The organism is Microbulbifer harenosus, assembly GCF_005771435.1.
Classification (GTDB): Bacteria; Pseudomonadota; Gammaproteobacteria; order Pseudomonadales; family Cellvibrionaceae; genus Microbulbifer; species Microbulbifer harenosus.
Genome location: NZ_VANI01000014.1, coordinates 1 through 20,002, shown reverse-complemented (window position 1 = coordinate 20,002; position 20,002 = coordinate 1). Strand labels below are relative to the sequence as shown.

Sequence of the window (20,002 nt, the reverse complement as noted above, 5' to 3'; positions counted from 1 at the left end):
CTGTTCATATGGGGGATTGTACCGTTTCAGAATTGCGATCGGTCAACCCGCCTTCCCGCTGTGGATCCGGCCAACAGCCGGTCAAGCGCCGCGTCCACTTTTTCAGACCAGGATCCCGAGGGGATTTCCTCAAACCCGAAATCGCCCGAAAATGCACTGCCAAACACCACATCTGGATTCAATACACGCAAGATTCGCAGACTGCTCGCCAGTGCCGGGCGAACCGATTCGTCATGCACTCCGGGAATAAAGCCCGCAGTCCAGCGATATTTCCGATCCAGGAACAGGGTATCTCCGGTGAACAAGTATTTTTTGCCCGTGGGCGAATCCACCTGAAAGCAGGTACTTCCCGGGCTGTGCCCCGGCGTTGGAATCACCTCGATACCGCCAGTATGGATTTCCCGACGATCCAACAGATGATCTGGCGTACGCACTTTCGCGTACGCCTCCAACTCTGCACGGTGACCATAGAGTACCGATCCATACCGGCCGGCAATCTCATTGAGTGTTTCGCCCAGCTCATCCTGGTGGCTGAGATACTGGCGCTCCACCCCACCGAACTCCTCCAAACGGGCAATCTCATGAGAATGCCCCGTGTTGTAGAACAGCACATTTCCTCCCTCGCGCACCCATAAATAGGCATGTGTCTTCAGCCCGGGAAAAGGACTCTGCATTTCGGTTTCCCAGATATCAGATTGAACCTGCTTCATACTCGTCTCTCCATGTTTCGCCGTTTCGTGCCATTTCAAGTTGGCGAGCGCAGGCTAATACTTAAAGTTAACTTTAAGTCAAGGTGCAAGTTCCCTAAACTTGCTCCTGTTCAACAGGGAGACCGAGCGGATGAGCACACGACAATCGGACGAACAGGACATCTACAGCGTAGAGGGGAATGCGCTGACCATCGGCCAGGTCGCCAAGCGCACTGGTGTGGCCGCCTCGGCTCTGCGCTTCTATGAGAGCGAAGGTTTGATCAGCGGCACCCGCAACGCCGGCGGCCAGCGCAGATACTCGCGGGACGTGCTCCGTCGTGTCGCCATCATAAAAGCGGCGCAGCAACTGGGAATTCCCCTGGCCGAGATCGGCAAAGCGCTATCGGCGCTACCCAAGCAACAGACACCTGGCGCGAAACACTGGGCAATGCTGTCTCAACAGTGGCACAGCGACCTGAATCGCCGAATTGAGAAGCTTGTGCTGCTGCGAGATCAGCTGGGTGACTGTATTGGTTGCGGATGTCTGTCACTGACGAGCTGTCCATTACGGAATCCGGGTGACTCCGCCGCCGAGGATGGCCCGGGAGCAAGACTATTTGATCAACCCGCTTACCCGTCGCAGGCCTGAGATCAGGCTGGCCACACCAGTCTCACTTTCAAGGGCCGCATCCGCTATAATCCGCGCCCCGACAAATTTGGTTCTTTTTACGGTTAATTGAATGGCACTGCACCGCGTAAACACCGACGACTACCAGCAGCAACTGGACCAGAAGGTGACCCGCCTGCGGGAGGCCTATGCCTCTTATACCAATCTCGCCCCCGAAGTCTTCACCTCCCCGCCCAGCCACTATCGCCTGCGCGCGGAGTTCAAAATGTGGCAGGAAGGTGGCCGCGTGGACTACGCCATGTACAAACAGGGCGAGTACAAAAAACCGTTTGTGATCGAAGAATTTACTGTCGGCTCCAAGCGAATAAACGAACTGATGCCGCAGGTTCTCGACGCCATCAATCAGAGCGAGATACTGCGCAAACGGCTGTTCTGCACCGAATTCCTCACCACCCTCTCTGGCGATGCACTGATCACCCTGATCTACCACAAAAAACTGGATGAGACCTGGGAGGGAGAAGCCCGCGAACTGCAGGCACAACTCGGCGTGCCGATACTCGGCCGCTCGCGCAAGCAGAAGATTGTACTCGACCGCGATTACGTGATCGAAAAACTCGATATCGACGGCCGCACCTACCAGTACAAACAGGTGGAAGGCAGTTTCACTCAACCCAACGGCGAGATCTGTCGCGCCATGATCCAGTGGGCCAGAAGCTGTTGTGAGGGCAGCGCAGAAAGCGACATGCTCGAACTCTACTGCGGCAATGGCAACTTCACTCTCCCGCTCGCAGAGAAATTCCGCAAAGTGCTGGCGACGGAAATTTCCAAGGTATCGGTGAATGCTGCACAGGAAAACATTGCCGCGAACGGGGTTGAGAATCTGCATATCCTGCGCCTCTCCGCCGAGGAATTCACCCAGGCCATCGACAAGGTGCGTCCCTTCCGCCGCCTGAAAGATTTTGATCTCGACAGCTACGACTTCTCAACCGTCCTGGTAGACCCACCCCGCGCCGGCCTCGACGCCGACACCTGCGCGATGATCGCGCGCTTCCCGCGCATTCTGTACATCTCCTGCAACCCGGAGACCCAGCTGGAGAACCTGGCTGAGTTAACCAAGACTCACAGCATCGAACGCTTCGCAATCTTTGATCAGTTTCCGTACACAGACCATACCGAGTCGGGCGTACTACTGGTGAGAAAATAATTCCGGTACTTTATTGAAATATGGCGCGCTTCGCTCTGCCTGGCGCGCCCTGTGCACTAGCTTGGGGGTACACATCCGGAACTTAGGGATAGTTCACCATGGCACAGCAGGAGGAAGACGGGCAGCCGCTATTCGGCACGCGACGGCAGTTCCTGAGAACTCTGGGCGCCGGCGTGTTTTCCACCGGCATCAACACCACCTTTCCCCTGGCATCCTGGGCCCTCACCTCTCCCAAATACCTGCACGGCGGCATCCGCGACCATCAGCCACAGACCTATTTCGACTTGGCTTTCCACAATACTCCACTGGAAATAGATGGCCGTACTGGTAACGCCACCGCTATCAACGGCACTGTCCCCGGGCCACTGATACGCTGGCGGGAAGGTGACACAGTGACATTGGACGTCACCAATAATATGCCAGACACCAAGCACGCCTCCATACACTGGCACGGCATTCTCGTGCCATTTCGCATGGACGGGGTACCAGGTGTCAACTTTAATGGCATCCAGCCAGGAGAAACTTACCGCTACCAGTTCCGCGTAAAGCAGGCCGGCACCTACTGGTATCACAGCCATTCATTCCTTCAGGAGCAGAGCGGTTCCTACGGCCCGCTGGTCATCGACCCCAAAGACGGCGAGCCGTTTCTCTACGATCGAGACCACGTGGTTGTCCTGTCGGACTGGGCCTTCACAAATCCCGAAACCCTGTTCCGCAATATCAACCTCTCACCCGAGTACTACATCTACTACAAGCGCACGGTATTCGATTACCTGCGCGACGTCCGCAAGATGGGCTTCGCCGACGCAAATGCAGAGCTGCTACCGTTTCGCCGGATGAATATGAGCCCGCGAGACCTTTCCAATGTCACCGGTTATATCTACACCTACCTGATGAATGGCCACTCGCCAGACATGAACTGGAGCGGCAAATTCCTGCCCGGTGAGACCGTGCGCCTGCGTATTATCAACTCTTCGTCCATGAGCAATTTTGATGTGCGTATTCCCGGGCTCGACATGGACGTGGTTATGGTGGATGGCAAAGCGGTGAAGCCCGTGCGCTGCCATGAATTCCGTATCGGTGTTGCCGAGACCTACGATGTGCTGATCCGTCCCCGTGACGCGAATGCCTATACTCTGTATGCGGAATCCCTGGACCGCAGCGGCTATGCCCGCGGTACCCTGGCACCCGAATCAGGCATGCAGGCACCGATCCCTGCGCCGCGCCCGGTTCCCGATCGCAAACTGGAAGACATCGGCATGGGAATGATGAAAGGGAAATACTTCGGCGGCATGAGCGACGCGATGAAGAAAAAGCTGCATCGCAAGCGTATGGAAATGCAGGATGACAGCATCCCTGGCCCCAACGGGCCCATGCCCTTCCTGCCGAACAAGGACAATCCCAACGTGGCCATGGTGGTAATGAACCCACAAAACCGGCTGGCAGAGCCCGGTGTGGGTCTCGGCCACGACGGATGGAAGGTGCTCACCTACAAAGACCTGGCCTCCGCCGAACCGCAACCGTACAAACCGACGGTAGACCGGGAAATGTGTATCAATATCACTGCCAATATGGAACGGTTTATTTTTTCCCTGGACGGAAAAAAGTTCACCGAACAACCGGGTCCCTATCTGTTTCGGCACAACGAACGATTGCGACTGTTTCTCGTCAACCACACCATGATGGAACATCCGATGCATCTGCATGGCATGTGGATGCAGCTTGAAAACGGAGCCAGCCACAACGAGATCCCCTACAAACACACCATTCTGATCAAACCCGGTGAGGCACTCTCTGTGCTGATTACACCGATCGAAAAAGGCGACTGGGCGTTTCACTGTCATCTGCTCTACCACATGGAAGCCGGCATGTTCCAGGTGGTGCGCGTCGCCTGACTCTCACAAAGAATTACACCGCCATGAAAACATTCACTATCGGCGTGCCCCTGCTCCTGCTATCACCACTCCTGTTGGCCCAGGAGCCGCCACCGCACACTGTGCCAATTCAGGCCAGCGACAACGGCACAGAGCCAAAGCCCGAGGGTTACCGCAGTCCGCCGCTGCCACCACCGCCGGGAAAACAGATCAGGAAATATGCCGAGGATACACTGGATCGGCCCCAGCAAAATTTTGGGGTCATTCCCATCCACGACAACCACAAATTTTTTCAGGTATTGGGCAAGCGCCTTGAGTATCGTCGCGACGGCGATAACGAAAATACCTTATGGGAAATTGACGCCTGGTATGGTGGCGACCATAACAAGCTCTACCTGGAATCGGAAGGTGAGCGGGAAGTGGGAGGAAAGACGGAATCTGCTCGGTTGGAAGTTTTCTGGAACCACGCCGTGCGCCCCTACTGGGACCTACAGCTCGGCGCACGGCACGACTTCAATCCCGGGCAGAGCCGGTCCTTCCTCGCCGCCGGATTTCAGGGCATGACACCTTACGGCTTTGAAACCGACCTGACCGGCTATGTCAGTGAGGATGGCGATGGGTCCTGGCGGCTGGAAATCGAGCGCAGCTTTCACTTTACCCAGCGCCTTGAGCTGGAGCCTCGACTGGAAACCGATTTTTCCTTTTCGGATATTCCCGCTTACAACATCGGCGACGGCTTTACCGGTATCGAACTGGGGCTGCGCCTGCGATACATGATTACCCCCAAGTTCGCGCCTTATATCGGCGTATCCTGGGAACGCAAATTTGGCGATACCGCTGACCTGATTGAGGAAGATGGCGGCGACCGAGAAATGACATTTGCTGTTGCAGGTGTTCGGTTCTGGTTCTAAGTCACTAACCGGTTGTTCATAGACCAGCGGCATACCACCGCTATAGCTCAGAATTTGCGCCCAAGGATCCGCTTGGCTGCGTCCAGCGCGAAATCGCGGTACTCGTCTTCCACCCGCGCCATTTCCTTCTCGAATGCAAACTGCTCCTTGCGCGAAAGCTTTTTCCAGTCCTGCAGAATCGGAATATGGCTGGTCTGGTCCGCAACTTTGTAAAACGCCACAAATTCCTTTTTCACTGGCTCGTCCACCTGCAGTGAATCCAGCAACACGCGAATCCGCAGCGAAGCCTCGGTAAGGCCCACGCCCTCGTCCAGCAGTGTCTTGGCAATAATCTGAATACTCGTATTTACCCGATCCCGCTGCGCATCCGCCGCCGCTTCAAGTTCCGCCAACTGCTGCGCCTGCCGCTTGCGCGCCTTGCGCAGTTCCAAACAGTAGTAGGTCGCGATGGCAGACAGGGTAAAAATAATCAGTCCGGCAATTACCAGAATCCAAACCGGTACTTCGGTCATGAGAGAGACACCTTCAACAGCGCCAGCCCCAGGCTGGCAGTAACAATGGAAAACAGGGTGCTGATCGCAATGATATTGGCCGCGAGCTGGCTGTTACCGCCCAACGCGCGCGCCATGATGAACGACGCCGAGGCCGTCGGTGCTGCGGCCAGCAGAAACAGAATCGCCATCGGCTGCTCATCCAGTCCAAACAACCAGCCAAATGCGAGCAGTACCAGCGGCACGATCAACAATTTAAAACCGCTCGCCGCAAACGCACCGAAGGAGCTGCGCTTCAGCATACTCAGATCGAGGCTAGCGCCGATGCAAAGCAGGGCCAGAGGCAGCGTCACCGACGCCAGATAATCTCCGGTCTGCACGATCATTGCCGGCAACTTCAGCCCCACCGCCTTGGCAATGAGCGCTGCCACAATGGCGAGAATCAGCGGATTACGGCTGATATCCTTGCCGAGTTTGACCCAGCTGAATTTCGCCTTCTGACTGTAAACCGCAAACAGCGCCACCGCGGCGATGTTGTAGAAAATGGTGATCACCGCCATCAGCAGCGCCGCTTGCGCCAGGCCGTGGGGTCCATAGGCATTCGCCGCCCAGGCGAGACCAATAATGCCGAGATTGCCGCGAAATGCTCCCTGGATAAACGCACTGCGATCGCCAAACGCAAACGGGCGCGCCGCCAGCCATGCCAGTGGTACGGTAAGTACGGTACCGATAAGGCCCGCGGCCAACAGCGGCCATTCGTCGCCGAGGTGGGCGTCGGAGCCAAATATATTGAAAAACAGCAGCGCCGGCAGTGTGACCAGAAACACCAGTTTCGAGGCGTCGTCGACGAAACTCTCGCTCAGCAGGCCCACCCGCGCGAGCCCATACCCCACCAGCAGGGTCAGGAAAATCGGCGCAGTAACCGAGAGCGCAAACGTAAAGGTGTCCAGTACGGCGTTCAAGATTTATTCCGCTTCGCTCTCTTCGGTACGTTCTTCTTCCGACAACTCTTCATCCAGCAGCTCGTCGTCGGCGTCGTACGCCAAAGCCGGCAACCGGTGCTCATCCTCCGCTTTTTCCCGCAGGTCCGCGGCGATTTGCTTGCGGGTTTTCGCCCCCAGCTTGCGCAGGCTGTCGATCCGTTTCACCGCATTGCCGCGGCCGGTGGCCAGACGCTTGTAGGTTTCCTGATAGGCCTCATCCGCCTGGCGGATACGGCTGCCCAGTGCATCCAGGGATTCAAGCACCAGCGCGAACTGGTCGTGCAGCTTGCCCGCCTCCGCGGCGATTTTTTCCGCATTTTTGTTCTGTTTTTCGTAGCGCCAGATATTTTCCACCGTACGCAATGTCGCCATCAGGCTGGTGGGGCTCACCAACACGATCTGGCGCTCATAGGCAAAGCGGAACAACTCCGGGTCCGCCTGCATCGCCAGCATGTAAGCGGCCTCGATGGGCACGAAAATGAATACGAAATCCAGGGTGCGCACACCTTCCAGCTGCTCATAGGCTTTCTTGTTCAGACCGGTGATGTGCGCGCGCAGGGAATTTACATGCTGTTTCAGCGCCTGGCTGCGCTCCTCGTCGGTCTCGGCGGAGGCGTAGCGCTCGTAGTCCACCAGGGAGACTTTGGAGTCGATGATCAGGTCCTTGTGCTCCGGCAGGCGCACAATCACGTCGGGCTGGCGACGGCGGCCGTCGCTGGTAAAGGTCACCTGGGTCTCGTACTCGCGGCCTTTCTGCAGTCCGGATTCCTCCAGCAGCCGCTCCAGCACCACCTCGCCCCAGTTGCCCTGGATCTTACGGTCGCCCTTGAGCGCGGAGGTAAGGTTCAGGGCCTCGTCGCTGATGCGCTGAGTCTGCTCGCGCAGCGCCTTGATTTGACCGAGCAGGCTGTTGCGCTCGGCATTCTCGCGGTCGTAGACGTGCTCCACACGCTTGCGGAAGTCGCCCAGCTGGCGCTCCAGCGGGTCGAGGCTCTTGCGCAGGCTGTCTTCGCTGCGGCGCACAAACGCCTGTTGCTTTTCTTCAAAAATACGGTTGGCGAGGTTTTCGAACTGCTGAGTCATGGCTGCGCGGGTCTGTTCCAGCTGCTGCTTCTGCTCTGCCAGCGCCGCCTCGCCCTTCTCCACCAGAACCTGGTATCGCGCCAGCTGCTGGGATTTGGAAGAGAGTTCCTCCCGCAGCTGCTGGATTTCAGTATCCTGCCGGGCCTCGCGCTCCAGCGCACTCGCCAGCTGCGACGCGCTGACCTGGCGCTCCGCCTCCAGTGACCGGACCCTGGCAACCAGACGCGCCCGGCCCGCCCACCCTGCCAGTACCACCAGGATCAGTACGGCGACAGCGGCCAACACGGCCTGTTCAAGGGATAATTCCAAGGGAAACCAGGTCATAAAAATTCACTTAAACTTACAGAGACCACCAAAAATCTTACGACTTTTAGTGATCTCTTATTACAAATCGCGGGCTGAGTTATCCTTGGCCCCGCAACAAACCGTTACGGGAGACAGGTTTTTACATGCCAACAGGAAGCGGCCATTCTAACAAGGCCCCCAGTGCATTGATATTCGATTCCGGAGTGGGCGCTATCAGCATCGCCCGCGAGGTGCGCCGCCAGATTCCCGGTCTCACCCTGCATTTCGGCATCGACAACGGTTTCTATCCCTATGGCACCAAGACCGAAGAGGAGCTGCGCCCGCGCATCGTCGACACAGCCTCCGGCATGATGGCCGCGTGCGGCGCCGACATTCTTGTGGTGGGCTGCAACACCGCCAGTACCCTCGCCCTGCCGCCACTGCGGGAAGCCCTCAGCCAGCCGGTGGTGGGCGTGGTGCCAGCCATCAAACCCGCCGCCGCCGCCAGCGCCACCGGCACCATCGCGCTGATTGCCACCGAGGGCACCGTAAACCGCCGCTACACCCGCGAGCTGATTGAGCAGTTCGCCAACGGTGCACACGTTATCAACGTACCGGCGCCGGAACTGGTTAGTCTCGCAGAGGCCAAGTTGCGCGGGGAAGCCGTCACCAGCACAGACCTGATCCCGGTGATTGAGCGGATATTCTCCGTCCCCAATGGTAATCTGGTGGATACCGCAGTGCTCGCCTGTACCCACTTCCCCCTGCTGAAAGAAGAGCTCGCCAAGGCCGCCCCGCGACCGGTGAACTGGCTCGATTCCGGTGACGCCATCGCCCGCCGCGTGCGCTGGCTGCTCGATGAACTGAAACTGGAGCTCCCGCAAACGCCGGGCATCAGCCAACTGCTCACCAGCAGCGATGACAACCGCGAGCAGATTGAGCGCGCCTTTGCCGAGTTTTCCCCCAGTTACCTCGGCGCCGGCATCCCAATCAAAGCCTGAGCCGGTTAGACTGTAACCCGCCTTGCGGCGCCGCCCACACAGCCGGGCAGCGCCTGTATCTTGTCGATAATTAAAACCACAACGCCACAGACCCCATGCTGCAACCCGCATTTCCGTTCAAGCAGATCCTCGACCAGTTGCCCGAGGGCGGCCTGCTGCTCACACCAACCAACCGCTTGCGCAATCGCTGCCAGCAGGTGTACGGCACCTGGCAACAGGCCAACAAGAACTGGGCACCGCCCGCGGTGGAATCGTTGCAGGGCTGGCTCGACAAGCTGTGGTTCCAGTTGCAGCAGCGCCAGTGGCAGCCCGCCATGTGCCGGGTTCTGAACCGGGAACAGCGGCAACTTCTGTGGCAAGGCTGCGTGGAAGACAGCCTGGACAAGGGGCTGATCAACACACAACAGCTCGCTGCCAACTGCGACACCGCGCTGGCACAGCTGATCCAATGGCGATTGCTGGACAACCTGGACCAGGCCGACTCCGCCCTCGCCCGCCACTGGGAAAAAACCGGCCTGCAGCCGGCGGACTATCCACTGTTCGCCGTACTACCGAAATTCCACCAGCAACTGCGCGCGCACAACGCCATCACCCAGGACCAGCGAGACCTGCTGATCGCGCGCGCGTTTGGCGAAGGCGTACTGGAAAAGCTGCCACAGCTCGCACTCGCCGGCTTCGTACAGAATTCCCCGCTGACCGAGCATATTTTTTCCTGCGCCGCGCAACGGATTGAATCCTTTACTATCCCGGAAAAAACGCGAAGCGCGCTACAGATAGCCCGCTGCCACAACCTGGAAGACGAACTCACCCAGGCTGCGCGCTGGGCCGCGGAAAAACTGCAGCAAAACCCGGATACCAGCATCGGCATCGTCGTGAACAACCTCGGCCAGTGCCGTCCGCAGGTAGAACAGATTTTTGCCCGCGTACTGGAGCCCCAGTGGCTCGATCCCACACAGCCCGCTTACACATTGCCATTCAACTTCTCCGCCGGTACTCCACTGGCGAAAACACCCGTGGGCGCGGCTACCCTGCAGCTGCTGGAAACGCTGCGGGACAAGTTCGATTACAGCCAGCTGCGCAACCTCTTGTTCTCGCCATTCTGGGGCGACAACAGCGCGCCGGAACAACACCTGCGCAGCGCCCTATTTCGCCGCCTGCAAAAACTCGAACTACAGGAAGTTCCCGGCAACATCCTGCGCAACTGGGCCGAGAAACTCGCCCAGGAGCTCGCGCCGGAAAGCCCGCTGCCCGCGCAACTGAACCAGCTGGGCGACTGGGCCCGCCGCTGGCAGCGCGCACCGGCAGAAATCTGGGCACAGCGATTTTCCGAACTGCTGACCAGACTCGGCTGGCCCGGCCAGCGCAACCCGGACAGCCAGGAATACCAGCAGCTGGTACTGTGGGAACAGGCCCTGGAAAACTTCGCCGGCCTTAGTGAATTCACCGGCGCCCTGCCGCTGGCCAAAGCACTGCAGCTGCTGCGCCAGATCGCCAGCCGCACGCCGTTCCAGGCAGAAACCCGCGATGGCCCCCTGCAGATACTCGGCGTACTGGAAGCCGGCGGCCTCGCTTTCGACCATATCCGCCTGGTTGGCTTCGGCCAGCAACAGTGGCCCACACCACCGTCCCCGAATCCCATGCTGCCAGTGCTGTGGCAAAAAGAGTGGAAAATGCCCCGCGCCAGCGCCGAGCGCGAACTGGAACTGGCCCGCCAGCTCACTCGCGATCTGCTGAACGCCAGCGATGATATCGTCGTCAGCTATGCCAGTGAGGAAGACGGCGTGGGCCAGATGTTGAGCGCGCTGTTCGACAGCAACGGCGAAGCGCAGGTACAGAACAGCGATGCACTTTCGCACCTGTACCAAACACTCACCGACGCCCCCGAACTCGAGCACATCACCGACACCACCCTGCCACCGCTCAGCCCCGAGGACTGCGCCCAGGTGCGAGGCGGCGCCGGCGTGCTCAAAGCCCAGGCCCTGTGCCCGCAGAATGCCCAACTGCGCTACCGCCTGGGAGCGGAAGCCTTTTCAGAACCCGCCCTTGGTCTCAGCGCCGCCGAGCGCGGCAACCTGATCCACGAAATGCTCGCCGCCTTCTGGCTGCAGTGCAAAAGCTCGCAACAGCTCGCCGCCATGGCCACCGTACAGCGCGACCTGCAGATTACGTCCGCCATCGACACTGCCATCGCCAAACTCAAGCGCAAGCACCCGGAACTGCCGGAAGCCTTTTGGCAGCTGGAACAGATCCGCCTGCGCGACATCTTCGAGCAGTGGCTGCCACTGGAACAGGCGCGCCCCGAATTCACCGTCTCCCAGGTGGAATCCGAACTCACCGTCACCCTGCAGGACCTCACCTTCACCCTGCGTCTCGACCGGGCCGACACCCTGACTGACGGCGAGGAACTGGTGATCGACTACAAAACCGGCCAAACCTCCGTGGCCGACTGGCTGCAACCGCGCGTGCGCGAGCCACAGCTGCCGCTCTACGCCCTGTTCCAACCCCAGGCCAAAGCCATCGCCTTCGGCGCCATCAAAAATGGCGACTGCAAATACCAGGGCTGCGGCGAACTGAGCCAGCCGATCAGCGGGATAAAAACCGTCGCCGATAGCCAAAAAGACAAAGACCCCGAAATCATCCAGTGGGACCAGCTAACGCAGCACTGGCAACAGGCGCTGGAAGGCCTCGCCGAAGAATACAAAACCGGCCATGCCGCCCTCATCTTCGACCGCGCGGCAGACAATGAAAACCAGAAAGCGCTCTGGCCCCTGAACCGCTGGCCGGAGAGGCAGTAACACCATGACCACCCACATACCCATAGACGCCAGCGAACGCGAACAGGCGCTGGACATCACACAGAGCTTTGCCGTATCCGCCCCCGCCGGTTCCGGCAAAACCGGCCTGCTCACCCAGCGCCTGCTGAAACTACTGGCGGCCTGCCAGCAACCGGAAGAAGTGCTCGCGATTACCTTTACCCGCAAGGCCGCCGGTGAAATGCGCGAGCGTTTGCTGCACGCGCTGCTCGACGCCCGCGACAATCCCGAACCGGAAAACCCGCACGCAAAAATCACCTGGCAGCTGGCCAGCAACCTGCTCGCCCACGACGAAAAGCACCAATGGCACCTGCTGCAGAGCCCGCAGCGTTTGCGCATCCAGACCATCGACGGCCTGTGCCGCAATATCGCCAGCCAGCTGCCCATCGACAGCGGCCTTGGCGCCCCCGGCGAACCGCTGGAACAGCCGGCCATCGCCTATCAAAAGGCCATCGCCAATCTGCTGAAAAAATTGGAAAAGGAGCAACCGGACCAAGACCTCAGCCTGTTGCTGCTGCACCTGGACAACAACCTGCCGGAAGTTACCGACCTGCTGCAGACCCTGCTGGAAAAACGCGAGCAGTGGCTGGAACCGCTGCTGTCGGTACACCGCGAAGAAGCCGAAGACTATTTCACCTTCGTTATCCGTGAATTGATCGAAGATCAGCTGGGCCAATTCCAAACGGCACTTGGCACCTTCGCCGGCGAACTGCTGGATCTCGCCGATTACGCCGGCAGCAATCTGCAGAAAGAAAAACCAGACCACATCATCAGCAGCCTCGCCGGTATCACCGAACTGCCGCCGTGCAACGACCAGGGGCTGCCCCAGTGGCTGGCGCTGGCGGATCTGCTGGTGACCGGCACCGGCACCTGGCGCAAGTCCGTCACCAAAACCACGGGGTTCCCCGCCGCAGACAAAAAATCCCCGGATCCAGAGCGCGCCAAAGCACAAAAAGAGCGCATCACCGCGCTGCTGGAAGCGCTGTCAGACAACGATGAACTGCTGAACATCATTGCCGAAGTACGTACCCTGCCCGCGGGCATGGACGAGAGCCAGTGGCAGATACTCCGCGCCATGGCGCGCGTGCTGCCGCTGCTGGTAGCGGAACTCAAGCTCGTGTTCCAGCAGCTCGGCAGCACCGACTTTACCGAAGTGGCCCAGGCCGCACTGGTGGCGCTGGGAGACAGCGAAGCCCCCACGGATGTAGCGCTGAAACTCGACGTGCAGATCCGCCACATCCTCGTTGACGAATTCCAGGACACCTCGCAGCTGCAGTTGGAACTGCTGCAGAAACTCACCGCCGGCTGGGAGCCGGGCGACGGACGCAGCCTGTTTATCGTCGGCGACGGCATGCAGTCCTGTTACGGCTTCCGCAATGCCAACGTGGGTATCTTCCTCGACGCTCGCAACGAGGGCATCGGCGAACTGCCGCTCACCCCGCTCAACCTGCAGGTAAACTTCCGCTCCAGCAATGCAGTGGTGGACTGGGTCAACCGCACGTTTTTAAAAGCCTTCCCGCCCCGCGACAACATCAGCCGCGGCGCCGTGCGCTATCTGGATTCCGTCGCCTTCAGACCGCAACAATGGGAAGGCGCCCCGGTGTCTTTTTACGGTTGCGTGGACGACGAGGAGCGCCTGAAAGAAGCCGAGCAGTGCGTGGAGATTATCCAGCAGCTGCAAGCGAAGGCACCGGAAAACAACATCGCCATCCTGGTGCGCAACAAGAAACACCTGCAGCAGATACTGCCCGCCCTCACCCGCGCCGGCATCGCCTACCAGGCCCAGGACCTGGCGCCGCTTGCGAGCAAAATGGTGGTGTTGGACCTGCTTAGTCTTACCCGTGCCCTGCAGGACCCCAGCGACCGCATCAGCTGGCTCGCCATACTGCGCGCCCCCTGGTGCGGTCTGGCGCTGCCGGACCTCTACGCCGTGGCCAATCACAATCCAGGCGAACACGGCCCGCGCGACCCGCGCGTGCCGCCAATCCTGAACACCCTCACCACCCTCGAAGAAATTCGGGGCATCAGCGACGAAGGTCGCAACCGCCTGCAAAAAACCGCCGCACTGATTCTACAGAGCTGGCAGCAACGCGGCCGCAAACCGCTACGTGTGTGGGTGGAAGGCCTGTGGCTCGCCCTCGGCGGCCCCGCCACCGTGGCGGACAAACGGGAGCTCAGCAACGCCGCAGACTTTTTCCAGCTGCTGGAAAAATACGACGGCGGCGGCAGCATCACCGACTGGTCCGCGTTCGAACTGGCGCTGCAACAGCTCTTCGCCCGCCCCGCGCAGGAAGCCCGCGTACAGGTGATGACCATTCACAAATCCAAGGGCCTGGAGTTTGAGCATGTGCTGATTCCCGGATTGGATAAAACCGGCGGCGCCGGCGGCAGCGACCAGCTGCTGCGCTGGTGCACTTGGCTCAACAGCGATGTGGAAAACCGCTTCCTGCTCGCACCAAAAAGTCCGCGCAGCGGCAAAGACCCGCTCTACGCCTACGTGAAACACGACAACAGCGAGCGCGAGCGGCTAGAAGGCACGCGCCTGCTGTATGTGGGCTGCACCCGCGCCATTCACAGCCTGCACCTGCTGGCCTGCGTGAAGTCGTCAGACAAAAAGAACGAGGACTTCAAGGCCCCCGCCGCGGCCTCACTGCTGGCGAGCATCTGGCCCGCGCTCTCCACCGAGGCGGACTGGTGCCACTGGCTCAGCGCCGATGAATTGGTGACGAAAACCGAACACACGGGGCAGAGTTACCTGTTGCGCGTGGCGCAAAACTGGCAGGCACCACCGCTGCCCCGCGGGGAGTACCTCGCCCGCTACCGCATGGGGAACAACCAGCGCGGAGAAGAGGAGGAAATCAACCTGCCGGACCTAGGCCTTGTGCACCAGCGCTGGTTCCGACACGCCGGTACCGTCGCGCACGAGACGTTCGCGACACTCACAGAATCCCCCGAACGCCTTGCGGCCGCACCAGAACAACTCATACAAGAACTGCGCCCGCTGTGGCAACTGCGCCTCAGCCAGCTCGGTCTTAACGGCAGCAGCCTGGAAAAAGCGCTGGAAAAAGTGGAACAGGCGGTACTGCGCACCCTGAATTGCAACACCGGCCGCTGGCTGCTGGACGCCAGCCATCAGCAATCCGCCGCGGAACTGGAACTCCACAGCAGCGGCCAGGAGCTGCGCCGCAACATCGTCGACCGCACATTTGTTGAAGGGGATGGCCAAGGCAACGGCACCCGCTGGATCATCGACTACAAAACCGCGGAACCCGCCGCCGGGGAAACCGTGGAAGCGTTTATCGAGACCCAGCTGGAGAAATACCGTCGACAGCTCGACGGCTACCGCCGCCTGTTCTACCAGCGCGGCGAACGCAATATCCGCTGCGCGCTGTACTTCCCCCTGCTCCAACAGCTCGCCGAACTGCCGGCGGAGTAGCAAAAGACCCCAACGTGCGGGATGGAGCGCCGAGTGCACCCATCCTACAATCCGCCATACACATCAATCGTCAAGCAAAACTATCCCATCAATCGGCAATAAAACCGGACATCAGTTACGATAGAAGCCACCAAAGGTGACACTTAAAACTGTTTCAAATGAAACCCTAGCCCTACCCCTAGTCACTGGTTAGCATAACTGCCCCGCGGTGCGCATGCCGCGGGCAAGGAAGACGATCCCATTCAGCAAGTAGTGACAGAAATACCATGACCACGCAGCAGTTCGACGATTTAAATGTCCTCTCCCAGGACATCCTCATCACCCCGCAGGCACTCAAAGCGGAACTGCCCGTCAGCGACACCGCTGAAACCACCGTGGCCGCCGGCCGCGCCGCAGTTCGCAATATTCTCGACCGCAAAGACCACCGTTTGATGGTGGTTATCGGCCCCTGCTCCGTTCACGATGTCGATGCGGCCATGGATTATGCCCACCGCCTCAAGGCGGTAGCAGACCAGGTCTCCGACACCCTGCTGATCGTCATGCGCGTGTATTTTGAAAAGCCCCGTACCACCGTGGGCTGGAAAGGCCTGATCAACGACCCGCACCTCGACGACTCGTTCAAGATCGAAGAGGGTCTGCACATCGGCCGCAAACTGCTGCTGGATATTGCCGAGCTGGGCCTGCCCACCTCTACCGAGGCGCTGGACCCGATTTCTCCCCAGTACCTGCAGGACTTGATCTCCTGGTCCGCCATCGGCGCGCGTACCACCGAATCGCAGACCCACCGGGAAATGGCCAGCGGCCTCTCCTCCGCCGTGGGCTTCAAGAACGGCACCGACGGCAGCCTGGAAGTGGCCATTAACGCCCTGCAGTCCACCGCCAACCCGCACCGCTTCCTCGGCATCAATAAAGAAGGCCAGGTCGCCATCATCCACACCGCCGGCAACAAATACGGCCACGTGGTACTGCGCGGCGGCAACGACAAGCCCAACTACGACTCCGTCAGCGTCGCCGTGTGCGAAAAAGAACTGGAGAAAGCCGGCCTGATCCCCAACATCATGGTCGACTGCAGCCACGCCAACTCCAACAAAAACCACGAGCTGCAGCCGCTGGTAGTGGACAACGTCATCCACCAGATCCTCGACGGCAATAAATCCATCATCGGCATCATGGTGGAAAGCAACATCAAAGCCGGCAACCAGAAGATCAACAAAGACCGCAGCCAGATGGAATACGGCGTATCCGTAACCGACAAATGCATCGACTGGGAAACCACCGAATCCCTGCTGCTGAACATGGCCGAACAACTGCGCGGCCCACTAAAAGCACGCAAAGACTAAAACCAGTCCCGCCAAAACCCAAAAAAGCCGGCATCGCCGGCTTTTTTTACGCATAAACACTTCCAACCCCCGTCATTCCCGCGAAAGCGACATTCCAGTTCCAACCCCGTCATTCCCGCGAAAGCGGGAATCCAGCCCCCCCGAAGCACCGGCCTTACCAATAAAGGACGACAAGGAATGAACTTTCCTCCCCACCCCTATAAAATTGACGACCTAACAGCGCCAGCTGCAGACGAGAATAAAGAGGTAAACTCCATGGAAAACAACAACACATCCTTCACCAGAGCCGAAGAAAGCGGCAACGTATGGCTCTCCCAGGAAAACGCGCGCAACACCGGCCTGACCGATTACGGTATTACCCCCACCGTACTCGACTCAGAAGCAGAAGTCGGCCAAGCCATGCTGAATGAACTGTTCGAAACCGCCAGAGCAAAAACCGGCGATATCAATATTGCCCTCCTCGGCGGCCGCGGCGCCCAGGCCCTGCACCGCCTGCTGGGCGAACTGGCCAAAACCTCACAATACGACGAACTGCTCGACCGCCTGAACGTATTCACCCAGGACGCCCTCGCCCCCATGAGCATGGACAACGGCTTCAGCTTCGTGCGCGACTTCGAGCGCATCCTCGGCCCCGACTTCTTCAAAAAGATCAAAAGTTTTACACCCATGCAGACCGACACCGCCGACCTGGAAGCCGGACTGATCGCCTACCTGAACAAACTGGAATCCCTCGGCGGCCTGGATATCTTCTTCATCGGCCACGGCCCGGAAGAAAACCAGGCCTCGCACCTCGCCTACATCAAGCCCTACTCCGGCGCCAAGGGCCATCATGTGGCCGGCGTAATCCCGATTTCCAGCAGCATCCTCGAACACCACATCAGCAAATTCAAAGCCGGTGGCAGCGCCGTAAGCGAGCAGGACGAAACCGAATGCCGCTCCGCCCAATACATCTTAACCCTGGGCCCGGCGGCGATATTACAGGCGAAGAAAGTTGTGCAATCCATAGTCGATGCGGATACAGCGCCGGCCAAGGTGCAGACGTATGCGAATGTGCTGAATACGCGTTTGAGCTCAGATAGACAGGAAGCTCTACAGCAATTGAATGCGAACCCAGGGTTGTGGATCAGGCTGCACCGCAATACCAAATCATTTGTACTGCCTAATTTGGGGCTGTAGAAATCACGAAATACCTCCACCTATAACCCCAAAGAGCTAATTAAAATTTAAGCAGGCTTATTAAATTTCGCTCAAGATAAAAAGGTCGGCACTGCCGACCCTTTTCTATTCGCCAACTAAAGACGTAAAGCAACATACGGGCTGACACCGAATACAAAGAAGGTTATAAAGACAGCAGAAAAACGGTCACCGCGCCCACTATCTCGGGCAAATCTCGATGGGGTGGATAATCCTACAGAAAAACAACGAGTTACGTCCGGCCAATGTTTGGCGTATATAAGGCATGGGGACCATTTTGCAGATTCAAATGCGGGCACCGAAATATCGCACAAAGCCCGTCTCGCATGTGGCTGAGAGACTTCAGATCAATTTTCAACCAAGCGATAGTGATCGTGAGAAATACGTTGAGAATGACCACTATATAAATGTTAAGTGTCACACGGAATTCAAGTGATTGAGCAAGTTTCAAGAGAAAGTTTGGAAGAAGTTTTACCGCTTGTGCGGGCGTACCAAGAGTTTTACAAAGTTCAAAGTGTCTGCGACAAAAGAAATTTTGAGTTCTTTTCAAAATTTTGCGGATCTTCAGAGCAAGGGAGCCAGTTTCTATTTCGGAAAGAAGAAGAAGTGGTTGGTTTTGCCACGGTGTATTTTACGTTTACTTCAACAATTACATCAAAGATCGCTATATTGAATGATCTATACACTCTGCCAAAGTTTCGGGGTAATGGCATCGGCCGTCAACTCATAGACCATTGTCGAGAGTTCGCAAAAGGTAATGGTGCGGCAAGGCTCCAGTGGGTCACGGCCCCAGATAATGTAGCAGCCCAGAAGCTCTATGATTCTATGGGCACCAGCAAGAGCACATGGCACTTCTACACGTACAGCACTTAACAAACAGCGGCAGAGCGACAGCCAACACTACGCGCCTTTTGTGTTACTCGCTGTCGCTCAAACATTAACACAAAAGGCGCTCCGCGTTGGCTGCGCCTGCGCTGGGCGTTATGTTTAAGGGCAGTCATGAGAAATATCCTAATACTTTTACTTTCAGTGTTTTCTCTTAACGCATACCCTCATAGCGATACTGTATTGCAGCTAGACGATGGGAAGTTAAGAGGTCTGCCTGAGAAATACTATCCTGCAGAATTCAATTTGTCGGATCTAAGATTGTCAATATCAGGAAAAGTCGTAATCTTTCCTGAATGTGTTAAATCCGAATTCGACTTTGATGTTAGTAAGTTATTAATAACATCATCTTGGTATCATGGTGAGCGTGCTAGCTCGTTGCCGCCATACATCACACTAGGCCATAAAGATGGATATCCAGGAAATCTGCTAATCAGCTTGGATACTCTCCTTCCAGTTCCGATCGACTGGGGATATGGCTCTAATGAAAATCAAAGGAACTGTATTAATGAGTTTAAACTGGAAGGCACATAATCGGGTAAAGGCGGGTTTCTAACCCGCCCTCCCCACACCACCGTACATGCGGGTCCGCATACGGCGGTTCATTAACACTATCCATTCGGATAGTGAAATTTCACCCATATTTCTTTTGCCGAGACGAGCCCCAGCTTACTAAGGAACTCATTACTGATCCCTTGGTGAACTGCAAACGTCTTCGCCAGCCGGTACGGCCCTTTGGAACTCAGCCCGATTGATATTGCGGGCTTTTCCGGTACACCTAGCTTAATGAGATTACGGATACGTGTTCGCGGTTTGCGCCATTGCTTGAGAAAGCACATGCGTAACCGCCTGCGTATCCACTCATCGTAGAGCGGGAGAGGCCGGTAGTATTTGGCTAAGGCGAAGTAGTTGATCCAGCCGCTCAGGAATTGGTTCAGTTCGCGTATCCGACGCTGCATTGATACTCCCCAAGACCGGCCCGTCAGTTGACGCACCCGGTACTTGAAGTGTCGTATCGCTTTCTCGCTCCAGCGGATCTGCTTTCCTTTGAAAGTGAACCCGAGGAAATCCAGCGTATTAGTTTTGCGGACTGTAAGCGCCAAAGAATCAGCACCTGTTTTTCCTGATTCGACTTCAACACACTGATTCCAACCGTACTTACACAAAGGAATCAGCCATGACCCC

Annotated in this window: 15 protein-coding genes; 10 read left to right on the top strand and 5 right to left on the bottom strand. The window is 58.0% G+C overall.

Annotation, left to right across the window (positions count from 1 at the left end; all coding sequences use genetic code 11):
- Window positions 1-26: 26 nt before the first annotated feature.
- On the bottom strand, window positions 27-749 hold the full coding sequence (locus tag FDY93_RS13125) for an MBL fold metallo-hydrolase (RefSeq protein WP_220446190.1): 723 nt from the start codon (window positions 747-749) through the stop codon (window positions 27-29).
- 91 nt (window positions 750-840) lie between these two features.
- On the opposite strand from FDY93_RS13125, the gene soxR reads away from it, so the two are divergent.
- The 4 genes from soxR (at window position 841) to FDY93_RS13105 (ending at window position 5,306) form a co-directional block, all read left to right on the top strand.
- Window positions 841-1,338, top strand: a complete 498-nt coding sequence (gene soxR / locus FDY93_RS13120; RefSeq protein ID WP_138236221.1) for a redox-sensitive transcriptional activator SoxR — start codon at window positions 841-843, stop codon at window positions 1,336-1,338.
- A 91-nt stretch (window positions 1,339-1,429) separates the two neighbouring features.
- The gene (gene trmA, locus FDY93_RS13115; RefSeq protein WP_138236220.1) at window positions 1,430-2,521 is read left to right on the top strand and encodes a tRNA (uridine(54)-C5)-methyltransferase TrmA; all 1,092 of its coding nucleotides are present in this window, start codon (window positions 1,430-1,432) and stop codon (window positions 2,519-2,521) included.
- 98 nt (window positions 2,522-2,619) lie between these two features.
- Complete coding sequence (locus FDY93_RS13110; protein WP_138236219.1) at window positions 2,620-4,416, top strand: copper resistance system multicopper oxidase; 1,797 nt, start codon at window positions 2,620-2,622, stop codon at window positions 4,414-4,416.
- Window positions 4,417-4,439: 23 nt separating this feature from the next.
- A complete protein-coding gene (locus FDY93_RS13105; protein ID WP_138236218.1) occupies window positions 4,440-5,306 on the top strand; it encodes a copper resistance protein B in 867 nt (288 codons plus the stop codon).
- 47 nt (window positions 5,307-5,353) lie between these two features.
- Here the strand turns inward: FDY93_RS13105 and FDY93_RS13100 are convergent, their stop codons facing one another.
- The 3 genes from FDY93_RS13100 to FDY93_RS13090 are packed head-to-tail and all read right to left on the bottom strand — an operon-like array spanning window position 5,354 to window position 8,187.
- Window positions 5,354-5,818: a DUF2489 domain-containing protein gene (locus tag FDY93_RS13100; protein WP_138236217.1), complete on the bottom strand. Its 465-nt coding sequence runs from the start codon at window positions 5,816-5,818 to the stop codon at window positions 5,354-5,356.
- Window positions 5,815-6,759, bottom strand: coding sequence for an AEC family transporter (locus tag FDY93_RS13095; RefSeq protein ID WP_138236216.1), 945 nt, complete (start codon window positions 6,757-6,759; stop codon window positions 5,815-5,817). The genes FDY93_RS13100 and FDY93_RS13095 overlap by 4 nt, the downstream gene beginning before the upstream one ends.
- Before the next feature lie 3 nt (window positions 6,760-6,762).
- Window positions 6,763-8,187, bottom strand: coding sequence for a DNA recombination protein RmuC (locus tag FDY93_RS13090; protein WP_138236215.1), 1,425 nt, complete (start codon window positions 8,185-8,187; stop codon window positions 6,763-6,765).
- Between the two features lie 125 nt (window positions 8,188-8,312).
- Here FDY93_RS13090 and murI point away from each other — a divergent pair, with 125 nt between their 5' ends.
- From murI to FDY93_RS13060, 6 genes are all read left to right on the top strand, one after another.
- Window positions 8,313-9,149, top strand: a complete 837-nt coding sequence (gene murI / locus FDY93_RS13085; protein ID WP_138236214.1) for a glutamate racemase — start codon at window positions 8,313-8,315, stop codon at window positions 9,147-9,149.
- Window positions 9,150-9,244: 95 nt separating this feature from the next.
- Window positions 9,245-11,944: a PD-(D/E)XK nuclease family protein gene (locus FDY93_RS13080; RefSeq protein ID WP_138236213.1), complete on the top strand. Its 2,700-nt coding sequence runs from the start codon at window positions 9,245-9,247 to the stop codon at window positions 11,942-11,944.
- Between the two features lie 4 nt (window positions 11,945-11,948).
- Complete coding sequence (locus FDY93_RS13075) at window positions 11,949-15,398, top strand: UvrD-helicase domain-containing protein (RefSeq protein WP_138236212.1); 3,450 nt, start codon at window positions 11,949-11,951, stop codon at window positions 15,396-15,398.
- Between the two features lie 266 nt (window positions 15,399-15,664).
- On the top strand, window positions 15,665-16,738 hold the full coding sequence (locus tag FDY93_RS13070) for a 3-deoxy-7-phosphoheptulonate synthase (RefSeq protein ID WP_138236211.1): 1,074 nt from the start codon (window positions 15,665-15,667) through the stop codon (window positions 16,736-16,738).
- Between the two features lie 255 nt (window positions 16,739-16,993).
- Window positions 16,994-17,914, top strand: a complete 921-nt coding sequence (locus FDY93_RS13065) for a hypothetical protein (protein WP_138236210.1) — start codon at window positions 16,994-16,996, stop codon at window positions 17,912-17,914.
- Between the two features lie 450 nt (window positions 17,915-18,364).
- Window positions 18,365-18,805, top strand: a complete 441-nt coding sequence (locus tag FDY93_RS13060) for a GNAT family N-acetyltransferase (RefSeq protein WP_138236209.1) — start codon at window positions 18,365-18,367, stop codon at window positions 18,803-18,805.
- Between the two features lie 623 nt (window positions 18,806-19,428).
- On the opposite strand, the gene FDY93_RS13055 is transcribed toward FDY93_RS13060, so the two are convergent.
- Window positions 19,429-20,002 (bottom strand): group II intron maturase-specific domain-containing protein (locus FDY93_RS13055; protein WP_281282514.1); only part of this gene is annotated, 574 nt, incomplete at its 5' end.